The organism is Thermobacillus sp. ZCTH02-B1, from assembly GCF_002159085.1.
Taxonomy (GTDB): Bacteria; Bacillota; Bacilli; order Paenibacillales; family Paenibacillaceae; genus Thermobacillus.
In genome coordinates, this window is the sequence record NZ_LZRU01000028.1 from 1 (window position 1) to 10,271 (window position 10,271).

The window sequence follows — 10,271 nt, forward strand, 5'->3', positions numbered from 1 at the left end:
TTCGATTTTCCGCACCAGATGATCTTCCGGGACGAGTTCATCGAGCGACACGAGGGAAAGTTGGGTGCGTCCTTCATAGCCCGTTTTCCTGAGCAACAGCAATCACTCCAACGCAGAGAATCCTTGCTATTATTATAACATATTACCGCGGTGAATGGGTAAAGTTTTATTGTATAAAAAAGACTATCGACAGGGACTTTGTCGACAGTCTGACGGGCCCTTGCAACAGCAAGAGCCCGAAACTGCGTTTCTCTCCGATATCCTGCGGTCAGTCGCCGTCGAACCGTTGCCCGATCCGTTCCTTCGCCAGCCGCATCGCATGGAGCAGCGACTCGCATTTCCTTATGGTCGCCCCGATGACCGCAACCGCCCGTTCCAACGCTTCCGGTGTATGTGCCAACCCGGCACCTCCCCGCCGTTTCCGCCCGTCGTCACGCATCATACTTTTGGCGGTTGATCTCGGCCTTCAGACGATGGCATGGTTCCAGATCGATGTCATCCCCATAGGCCAACCCCAGCGTATAGTAGAGCACATCGTACAGTTCTTCTTCAATGGTGCCTTTGATCCCGCACGCACATCTTCACAAAAAAGATAACCCGGAGGCTTGCTCCAGGCAAACCTCCGGGGGTGGGTTCCGATGATGCCGAATCTTCCGTCAATCCAGCATCGTCTTGTCGCCGTAGATTTCTTCCCACTTCGCCTTGCGCTCGTCGATGATCGCCTGACCGCCGGACCGCAGGTAGTCCGCCATGCCTTCGTCGAAAACCTTGTCGAACTGGTCGACCGGCGCCACGACGGCCTGGTTCAGGATGTTGTCACGCTTCTCGCTGAGCGCCTGGCCCATGCCGGCTTCGGCCAGAATTTCGCCGACGTTTGCGTTCTTGCCGATCCGGCCTTCGTTCGTCGTAATCTGGTGCGCAATCTCGATGTAGCGCTTGTCGACGCCGGCGTAGCCGTTCGCGATCGACTTGACGGTCAGATCCGGATCGGACAGCTTGATGCCGTTGATCGTGATCGTATAGTCGAGGTTGTTCGGCGAGTTCATGATCTTCTCACCCGTCACGGTCAGCGCCTTGTACGAGCCATCCGGCATCCGTTCGTGCGTGACGCCTTCCTCGCCGAATTGCAGGAACAGACGGTTCTCTTCCTTCGAGATCCAGTTCAGGTACAGCAGCGACGCGACCGGCTCCTTGTTCGTCGCAGGGAAGAAGATCTTCCGGTCAATCGGCGGCGACAGGTACTTCCGGTAGACGCCCTTGTCGTTCGGGAACGGCTCGACCGCGATGTATGCCGCATCCGGACCGACCAGCCGCTGCAGCGAGGCATGGATGCTGTCTTCGCCGTTGCGGTACGGATAGTCCCAGTTGTGCATGAACGCGCCGACATAGCCGGCCTTCATCATGTTGTCTTCCGTCGGGTCGCCCGCCGGATAGAGCGGGAAGTCCTTCCAGATCAGGCCTTCGTTGTACCACTTGTTCAGGACGCGGATCGCTTCCTTGTAGTTCGGATAGAGGAACTTCCGGTCGTCAAACCCGTAGATGAACATTTCCTTGTCCGTGATATCGTTCGGGACGAATGACCCGATCAGGTGATCCGCGCGCCAGCCCACGTCGAAGCTGATCGAAAACGGAACCATCTTGTCCGCGTCCTTGCCCAGCAGCAGCTCGGCGTTGTCGCGGAACGCGCGCAGCATGTTCTCGAATTCTTCGAGCGTCTTCGGCGGCTCCAGATTGAGCTTCTTCAGCCAGTCCTCGCGCACGAACGTGTTGATGCGGTTCAGGATGGCGAGACGCGCTTCGATGGCCCAGATCGTGCCGGTCTTGGGATCACGGTTCCAGTAGATGTTGTCATCGGTCAGCAGATTCCAGAGATCCGGCAGGAAATCCTTCATTTCCTCAAGATACGGCGCCATGTCGAGCACGCCGCCCATGTTCGCGTACGTCAGGATCGTCGGATAGGAGTACGTCACGCTGATGTCCGGCGCTTCGCCGGCGGCCAGCAGGTTGTTGATGACCTCCACTTCCGTCCAGCGCGGAACCGGGACGAACTCGACTTCGACGTTATGGTCGCGCAGCATGCCTTCCTTGATCCACTGCGCATAGAAGTTGCTTTCCGGCGGAGTGCCGTTGTCGTTGCCGCGGTCGTAGACCTCGACCGTGATCTTGCGGGTCTCCTTGAACCGCAGGTTCTCGTCGAGACCGTACTTCTCCAGCCGCGGATCCAGGTCGCCCGACCCACCGCTTTCGGCGTTCGAGCTTCCCGAATTCGTCTGATTCGTGGTGTTCGAACCCGTCGACGAGTTCGACTCGTCCTGCTTCCCCTTGCTGCATCCCGCCAACACCAGCGCGAAGGCAAGGGTGAATGTCAGGATGGACATCACGATACGGCGAGTTCTCATCTTCCTTCCCCCTTACATTCAGTATCTGGTATTATTAGTAAAAATTGACATTGTCAAGGACAAAGTCAACTTTTACTCCCCATGGGTGCTTCGAGACGCCGGAAGGCGGTCAGCCTTTGACGGCTCCGAGCGTGACGCCCGAAATGAAATAGCGCTGCAGCCATGGATAGACGAACAGGATCGGAACGGTTGCGAACATGACCGTAGCCGCCTTGATCGTCTCGGACAAGCCGGGCGTCGTAAAGCCTTCCTGCGTGGCCACTTCGATGCTGTTGATGCTGTTCAGGATGTTGTAAAGCAACAGTTGGATCGGATAGTACTTCCTGTCGTTCATGAACATGAGCGCGTCGGAGAAGCCGTTCCAGCGGCCCACCGCATAGAACAGCGCCAGCGTCGCCAGCACCGGGGTCGACAGCGGCAGATAGACGTTGAACAGGATCCGGAGCGGACCCGCCCCGTCGATCTCCGCCGATTCCCGGAGACTGTCCGGAATCGTGTACAGGAAGCTTCGCAAAATGATCACATAGAAAACACTGAGACAGTTCGGAATGATCAGCACCAGCGGGTTGTTCAGCAGGTGCAGTTCTTTCAGCAACAGGTACATCGGAATCGTACCCGCGTTGAAATACATCGTGAACAGAATGAGCGCGACGAAAAACCTCTTGCCCTTCAAATCGTAGATGAGCGGGTACGCGCACAGAATCGTCATGAACAGCGACCAGATCGTACAGATGACGGTCAGAATGGCCGTCCAAGTGAGCGACCAGGTGTATTTCTTGTCTCCCAACACCGTCTTGTAGGCATCCAGGTTCCAGCCCTTCGGCCAGAGCAGCACCTCGTTCTTGATGAGGGCATCGGCCGAGCTCAAGGAACGCGCCGCGATGTTGAGCACCGGCAGAAGACAGACGAGGATCAGGATGATGCAGATGAAAACGACGATCCAGTCTCCGAATTTGGCGCTTCTGCTTTTGACCATGATGTCGCTGCCCTCCTACCAAATGCCGCGTTCGCCGAACCGCTTCGCAAGCGCGTTGGCGGCGAACAGGAAGATGACGCACACCACGGACTGGAACAGCCCGACGGCCGTCGAAAGCGAGAAGTTCAAACCGCGAATACCGTAGTTGTATACGAAGATCGAAATGACGGTGGACACGTCGGTGACCAGCTTGTTGCTGAGCGCGTACGGCCGGTCGAATTCGCTGCTCAGGATGTGGCCGAGGCTCAGGATGAGCAGCACGATGATCGTCGGCCTGAGACCCGGCAGCGTGACGTGCCAGATTTTGCGGAACCGGCCCGCGCCGTCAACCGATGCGGCTTCGTACAGTTCCGGGTTGATGCCCGTGATCGCCGCAAGGTAGATGATCGTGTTCCATCCGACGCTCTGCCAAATGCCGAGCGCGACGTACGTGATCACCCACCACGTGGGATCGTTCAGGAAGGGGATCGGATCGAACCCCATCCGGCGCAGCACGATGTTGATCAGACCGTTCGTCGGCGCCAGCAGTTGGAGCGCCATGCCGGAAATGATGATCCACGACAGGAAATGCGGCAGGTAGACGATGGTCTGGGTGAACCGCTTGAATCGCTTGAACACCAGCTCGTTCAGGATCAGCGCCAGGATGATCGGCGCCGGGAACCCGAACAAGAGGTCCAGGAAGTTGAGCATAAGGGTGTTCCGAAGCGCAAGCAGGAAATCTTTGTTGTTGAACGCCTGGATGAAATACTGCATCCCGTTGTTGTCCGCCCACGGCATTTCCCACGGGCTCTGGACGATGCTGTATTTCTTGAACGCGATGAGGATGTAGTGCATCGGAATGTACCGGAACGTGATGAAAAACGCGATCGGGAGAATCAGCATGACGTACAGGACCCAGTAGCGCTTCAGATAGACCAGTGTTTTATTCAAGTTCAGTGATGCGGTATTCATGGATGTCATTGCCTCCTTCGGGATCGGACGGCCACTGGTCCGTACCCCGTTTCTCCCATTAAATTCCGCCATGCCTGTAAGCGTTGCCATCCTCTAAGAAAATTTATCATCGGGGGCCGGTTCCGACAATGGCAGGAATTTAGACAACAGGGGCAGATTAAAGATAATTTTTTTGTGTCAGACGGTCAGGCCCTCAGACATTGCGACGGCGTGTAGCCCTTGATCATCTTGAATTGTTTCCGGAAATGGGACAGATCCTTGTACCCGCAGCGCTCCGCGGCCTCCGTGACGTTGCACTCGCCGTTCTGCAGCATGGCCTGGGCGTGGTTGATCCGCGTCTGCGCCAGATACTGGTGCACGAGCATGCCCGTTTCCTTCTTGAACAGCGCACCGAAATAGACGGGATTGAGCCCCACCATCTCGGCGAGCTCCTTCACCGTGATGTTGCTCGCGTAGTTTTCGGAGATGTAGCTGATCGCCTTCTTTACACGGTAATCGGTGCTGGCGGAGTCTTTTTTAAGGAGAATCAGCTCGATCAGCCGGTGAATGATGACGAGCAGAAGTCCCCGCGTCTTGATGAGATAGCCGGGTTCCTTGCGCACCCAGGCGTTGGACAGCTCGCGGAACAGCCCGATCAGGTCGCTCTTGATTCCGATGTGCGATACGAGGGGAAGCGGCAGTTCCGCCAGCTCGCCGTTCATGTCGTAGAGCATGAAATTGGCCGAATACAGGTGCATCAGCTCGTCGACGCTGCTGTATGCCTTGCGGAGACTGCCCCGCGGCACGCACAGCAGATCCCCCTTCTTCACCTCGTGCGTGACGCCGTTGATGATGTAATACCCCCTGCCCTCCACGACGTAGGTGATGTCGTAGAAGGAGATGACGTTCTCCGCGATTTCCCACGAGGGCGTGCATTTCCGGTAGATCAGATAGCCGATGTCGGGAACCAGCCTGTCGTTGATTTCCACTGCCAAGGTCCGTCCCTCCCCGCCTATACCTTTAATCCGCCTTCTAGCACAATGATCCCGTCGTCGGGCCGAACTGTCAACATCGGCGGAAAAATTGCCAAGAATATGTGCCCGTTTTGCAAAGATTTGGCACCGAACGGGATTTAATCCGCCACGCCGTCCGGCGCCGGCGGCATGGCGGGACTCGCATTCCCGCAGGCCCATGCGGCCCTTTCCGGCCCGCGCCGGCGACGATCATCCGTTACCCGGCCGAAACCCGCAAAACCAGAAACCCGCAAAATCAAGAAACAAGCGAAGAAACTTCCGCCAAACCGACTCCCGCCGGTTTCCGACAAAATCGCGGAAATTTCTTCGCTTGCATCAAGGACGGCACGCGAAGGCGGTTGAGGTTGACGCCGGAAGCGCGCGGGCCTGCGGACGCGTAACGGAACGGACGCCCGGCCGCCTTCCCGGCGCACGCGTGCCGGAACGGACGGGCGTCCGGCCGCAAGACCGCCTTTCCCGGCGCAGCGCCGCCTTCTTGCCGCGATACCTCCCTACCGAAGCGCCGCCTTCCACGCCGCGTACCGCTTCCCCAATTCCTCCACGCGCCGGCTCACGTGCCGGTTCCGGTTCCGCTCGTCAAACGCCTTCGCCAGCCGTTCGATCTCCGCGCGCACCCACGCGCGGTCCGGTTCCGGAAGGGCGGACCCGGTCCGGCGCCATGCCCCGCCCTCCTGATCCAGCAGAAATTGCACGCCGACGAGATAATGCAGCTTCTCCCAATCGCTTACGGGCAGGCGGACGTAAGGGTAGGTGTTCCGGAGAAGCCGCAGCGCCTTCCGCCGGTTCGCGATCGCGTAGAAGGCGATCAGGGTGCCGAACTCGTACAGGCTTCCCGACCCCTTCAGCTCACGGGACGCCCGATCCGCGTACGCGCGCGCGTCCTCGATGCGCCCCAGCGCCATATAGGCGCGCACCGCCGCCTCGTAGGTGGAGCCGGGCACGCTCGAGCAGCTCAGGCCGCCCTCCAGAATCGGCCGCAGGATCTGCAATCCCCGGCGGTATTGGCCCTTCTCGATGTAATAGGTTCCCATCGCGTGCCGCTCGCACGCCGGGCAGTTGGCGAGCGCGTCCCGCCTGGCGGTCCGCCACAGCCGGTAGCATTCGTCCGCCTCGGCCGGCCTCCCGATGCCGAGCATCATCGAATGGCAGGCCCCGTATCCGGGCCGCGGCGAATAGCCGTATTTCGCGCAATATTCCCGGAACAGCGCGAAAAGCCCTTCAAGCTGTTCGAGCGGGAAGGCGGTGCATTTCCACAGGTTCCCGATGATCCATTTGAACTGCCACAGCATGTAGAAACCCGAATACCGCCCGGGATTCCGGAGGAACTTCGACCAGCACCAGGCAAAGGAGACGAACATCCGTTCATAGAATCCGAACTCCACGGCCCGCCGGGTATAACCGATCCGGGCCTCGTAAGCATCCGTCTCCGTCAGGAAGCGGTCCGCGATCACGATGGCTTCCTCGAACAGCGCCAGGACCTGACGCTCGTCCCCGGTCTGCCAGGCCTGCGACAGCAGGGCGTTGAACCGGCGCTTCATCCCCGCGGCTCACCCGCCCGGTTCAGCCCGAGATTCAGAAAATAGAACAGCGAATCGTTCATCATCCGCATCTCCTCGCCGCTCATCACGTGCCCGCCCATCAGCAGCGACTGGGTGTAGAACAGCTCGATCGCCCGGCGTTGAAGCGTCTCGTCCCGGCATTCGGCGACTTTGCGGACGATCGGATTGTTGTAGTTGAAGCAGAGGCGGGCGAGCGGCTCCTCCGCGTGCCCCGCCGCCCTGAGCGAGCCGAGCAGATCGGCGAACAGCCCCTCCGCCGCCTGCAGGCTCTCGTTCACGATTTTCCAGTAGTTCAAGTCCTTGTTCGTCGTATACAACACGGGCAGATCGGGAGGTTCGAAATAGCAGACGACGCCCTCGCACCGCCGGTCCGCGAGGAAAGCCCCCGCCAGTTCGAGGAACCGCCGCACCTCCTCCCACTCCTCATCCGCCAGCGGCGTGAAGCGTTCCGAGAACTTCATCACGTCGACGACTTCGACGGGGATGCCCTCCCACACCCGGTTCGCGCGCGTCAGCAGCCCGAAATCGTGCTGATAGCCGCCGTTCACCACCAGCACATCCTGCGCCCGGGCGACGCGCGCGATCTGCCGGAACTCGTCCACGGTCGCCGTCACGTACAGCGTGTCGACCCGGCTCATGATGGCGGCCATGTCCATTTCCCCGTGGGACGTCTCAAACCGCAGATAGGGCATGAACAGTTGATAGAGCTCGTCGTCTTCGTTCGCGACCAGCTTGATCGACTGGGAATGGACGCGCAGGATGCGCTCCAAAAGCCCGCGATCTTCGGCCGCAATCCGCTTGAAATATTGCTTGATGTTCTCGCCGAGCTCCTCCCGCACATGATGGAACAGATCGTTCTTCCGGAACGATTCGCGCGAAGCCGTCGGCTTCAGGTTCGTCGCGTTCACGCACGCGTCGACGAAGAACGCCCAGTCCGGCAGCAGATCGCTGTTTTCGTCGGAGAGGAGCATGTTCTTCAGATAGACCTGGTGCCGCTTCTTCTCCTGCACGCCCACGGAATAGGGCAGGATCGCGGCGAATCCCTCCAGCCCCCCGAGCCGCGACTCGAGCGGGATGATGTCGAGCGGGCGGCTGCCCGTCGTCTCCTCCACGAACTTCGCCGCCTCTTCGCCGCGGAGCTTCCAGGGCAGGCGCTCCTCGTGGATCGTCTCCTCCGCGCCCTGGTCGAAGAGCGTCAGCCGCACGTTCAAATACTTGCCGTACTTCTCGAGCAGCGCCCTGAGCTGCCAATATTCGAACAGCTCCTCGTATTCGGGCTTCGCCTTCAGATAAATCGTGGAGCCGATCGGCAGCTCGTGGTCCAGTCTCCGGATCCGGTAGGTGCCGTCCGGCCTGCCCCGCCATTCCAGCGAATCGCCTTCCAGCGCCGATCGCGTGATGAGCACGATCTCGTCGCTCACGACGAAGCACGACAGCAGCCCGATGCCGAACTGACCGATCAATTCATCCGCGGCGTCCGGATCCTTTTTCGTCGAGCTCCCGATGCTCGCCAGGAACCGGATGATCTCGTCCCGGGTCAGCCCGATGCCGTTGTCCTGGATCGAGATCGTATGGTTCGAGTAGGTCTCCACGTGAATGCGGGGCTCGAAACGGTGTCCCAGCCGCCTGCGCGCCGCGATCGCATCGACGGCGTTCTGCAAAAGCTCGCGGACAAAGACACCCGGATTCGAATAGAGATGATTCGACAGCAGGTCGATGAGTCCCGTCAGGTTCACCTGGAAATGGTAGTTTTGTTCTTCCATCTGCGCTCCCTCGCATGATCGGTGGTGCGACCGCTGAAACGACAACCCGCATGCCGCAGGCCATACAGCACTTCGTATTCATTAGTATCGGCTAAGCATTCTTAAAATGTAATTGCTATAATTCAACACGCTGCGTTTTCTCCGTCCGATCGTTCCCGCCCGCCGACCTCCCCTGTATCCCGTGCGTTCCAAGCGCAAAGCCCGCGTGATCGCGCGCAGCGTTCACGCGGGCTTTGCGGTTCAGCGCTTCCGGCATGGAAGCTCCGTCCGCGGATGCCTGAAGCGTGCCGAAACGTCCGTTGCCGTCAGCGGCGGATCAATCGATTTCACCGAGCAGCAAACGCACGTCCTTGCGGTCGAATACGCCGTCGCCGTTCACATCTTCGCGCTCGTCGCCCAGCACATAGGCGGCAATGTCCGCGGGCGTGATCGGCGCGGACCCGCTCAACTGCCGCTTCTCTCTCACGTAATCCGACAACAGGCGCACATCGATCAACTGGTATTGGTTGCCGCGGGTCAGATAGACCCGGGCGCCGGCAGGCACCGGCTGATCCACGGGCAAGACTTGTCCGTCGCGGGTTTGAATTTCGACCTTGTCGAACGACAATCCGGCCGCGTTCCAAAATTCGTTGATGAGATGTCCGGCCGTCGTGCCCTTCGCCGCAAACCGGTACTCGTATCCGCCATCGACCGCCTTGAGCTTGCCCCAATTCGTTCCGGCCACCAAATCGCCCGGTTCCAGCGGCGGCTCACCCTGGCTCTTCAACTCCACGAAGAAGGACGGGGCGTAATAATAGTCGCCGAATTCGGCATACAGCGGCACGACTTCAACGTATTCCGCCCCCTCCGGAATGTCCGGCAGCATGTACTCGAACATGAGCGGAATTCCGTTCGAAAAATAGACGCCGGCCAATCCGCGCATGATGCCCTTGTCTGCCCCGGCAAAGTAGAGATAGTATGCGATCAGGTCATACGACGATTCCGGAATCGTCCAGACGATTTTGCCGGCTCCTCCGCCTTCGCCCAGAAACGCATGATCATCCGGTGTGTAATTCCCGGAACCTTCGCGGACCTCGAAGAAATCGTCGCGCCCGGTTTCATCCGCTATATTGTCCATGAGCGACAACCCATCTTCCCGCACATATGGCCGGCCGTTCGTGTCCATATAGCCGATCCGCAAATGGATGTTATAGAAGTCAATCTCCGATTCCCCGAAACGGACGGATGCTTCCGCCGGGAAATATTGAACCTGAATTTCGAAAGTAAAACTCTTTTAAAAACATAAAAAGGGCTCCTATTCTTTGGTAGAATGGTGTTTGACGAAAAAAACCCAGCCAAAGAAAGGAGCACCTTTAAGGTGAAGTCTACCACACCCGTCAGCAAAATCAAGACAGAATTTTCCCTGCGACATGCGACCAGTTTCGGAGGCGCCAAAATCTTTCTGGAATACCTCGAGAAAATCAAGCTCGCCAAGGCGCTGCAGGGGCTATCGTTTGCGAAGGCAAACAACTCGTTGTTTCCCCTCTACCGCATCCTGCTGTATCTCATTGTCGGCTGGGTGCTCGGCTGCCAGCGGCTCTTTCATTTTCGCAAGTTGCAATATGATCCGC

The 10,271-nt window shown here is 58.8% G+C and carries 8 protein-coding genes and 1 pseudogene; 1 reads left to right on the plus strand and 8 read right to left on the minus strand.

Annotated elements, in window-relative coordinates:
* Positions 1 to 268 precede the first annotated feature (268 nt).
* From A9Z00_RS11780 to A9Z00_RS11815, 8 genes are all read right to left on the minus strand, one after another.
* The gene (locus A9Z00_RS11780; RefSeq protein ID WP_296977527.1) at positions 269 to 400 is read right to left on the minus strand and encodes a hypothetical protein; all 132 of its coding nucleotides are present in this window, start codon (positions 398 to 400) and stop codon (positions 269 to 271) included.
* Between the two features lie 256 nt (positions 401 to 656).
* Positions 657 to 2,399 carry a type 2 periplasmic-binding domain-containing protein gene (locus A9Z00_RS11785; RefSeq protein ID WP_296977528.1) on the minus strand — a complete coding sequence of 581 codons (1,743 nt, stop codon included), beginning with the start codon at positions 2,397 to 2,399 and terminating at the stop codon, positions 657 to 659.
* A 109-nt stretch (positions 2,400 to 2,508) separates the two neighbouring features.
* A complete protein-coding gene (locus tag A9Z00_RS11790) occupies positions 2,509 to 3,375 on the minus strand; it encodes a carbohydrate ABC transporter permease (RefSeq protein WP_296977531.1) in 867 nt (288 codons plus the stop codon).
* A 15-nt stretch (positions 3,376 to 3,390) separates the two neighbouring features.
* Positions 3,391 to 4,326, minus strand: coding sequence for an ABC transporter permease (locus A9Z00_RS11795; protein WP_296977534.1), 936 nt, complete (start codon positions 4,324 to 4,326; stop codon positions 3,391 to 3,393).
* A gap of 185 nt (positions 4,327 to 4,511) precedes the next feature.
* On the minus strand, positions 4,512 to 5,294 hold the full coding sequence (locus A9Z00_RS11800) for an AraC family transcriptional regulator (RefSeq protein WP_296977544.1): 783 nt from the start codon (positions 5,292 to 5,294) through the stop codon (positions 4,512 to 4,514).
* A gap of 536 nt (positions 5,295 to 5,830) precedes the next feature.
* Positions 5,831 to 6,877, minus strand: a complete 1,047-nt coding sequence (locus tag A9Z00_RS11805; protein ID WP_296977537.1) for a tetratricopeptide repeat protein — start codon at positions 6,875 to 6,877, stop codon at positions 5,831 to 5,833.
* Positions 6,874 to 8,661 (minus strand): HSP90 family protein, encoded by a 1,788-nt coding sequence (locus tag A9Z00_RS11810; protein ID WP_296977540.1) that lies wholly within the window; start codon positions 8,659 to 8,661, stop codon positions 6,874 to 6,876. The genes A9Z00_RS11805 and A9Z00_RS11810 overlap by 4 nt, the downstream gene beginning before the upstream one ends.
* A 316-nt stretch (positions 8,662 to 8,977) precedes the next feature.
* Positions 8,978 to 9,778, minus strand: a complete 801-nt coding sequence (locus A9Z00_RS11815; protein WP_296977541.1) for a hypothetical protein — start codon at positions 9,776 to 9,778, stop codon at positions 8,978 to 8,980.
* Positions 9,779 to 10,018: 240 nt separating this feature from the next.
* Here A9Z00_RS11815 and A9Z00_RS11820 point away from each other — a divergent pair.
* Positions 10,019 to 10,271 (plus strand): annotated as a pseudogene (locus tag A9Z00_RS11820) (IS1380 family transposase); the annotation flags it as partial.

Excerpts from the sequence above, each read along its gene's own strand:
- A9Z00_RS11785 (WP_296977528.1), bottom strand. The coding sequence starts at position 2,399 with ATGAGAACTCGCCGTATCGTGATGTCCATCCTGACATTCACCCTTGCC.
- A9Z00_RS11790 (WP_296977531.1), bottom strand. The coding sequence starts at position 3,375 with ATGGTCAAAAGCAGAAGCGCCAAATTCGGAGACTGGATCGTCGTTTTC.
- A9Z00_RS11795 (WP_296977534.1), bottom strand. The coding sequence starts at position 4,326 with ATGAATACCGCATCACTGAACTTGAATAAAACACTGGTCTATCTGAAG.
- A9Z00_RS11805 (WP_296977537.1), bottom strand. The coding sequence starts at position 6,877 with ATGAAGCGCCGGTTCAACGCCCTGCTGTCGCAGGCCTGGCAGACCGGG.
- A9Z00_RS11810 (WP_296977540.1), bottom strand. The coding sequence starts at position 8,661 with ATGGAAGAACAAAACTACCATTTCCAGGTGAACCTGACGGGACTCATC.
- A9Z00_RS11815 (WP_296977541.1), bottom strand. The coding sequence starts at position 9,778 with ATGGACAATATAGCGGATGAAACCGGGCGCGACGATTTCTTCGAGGTC.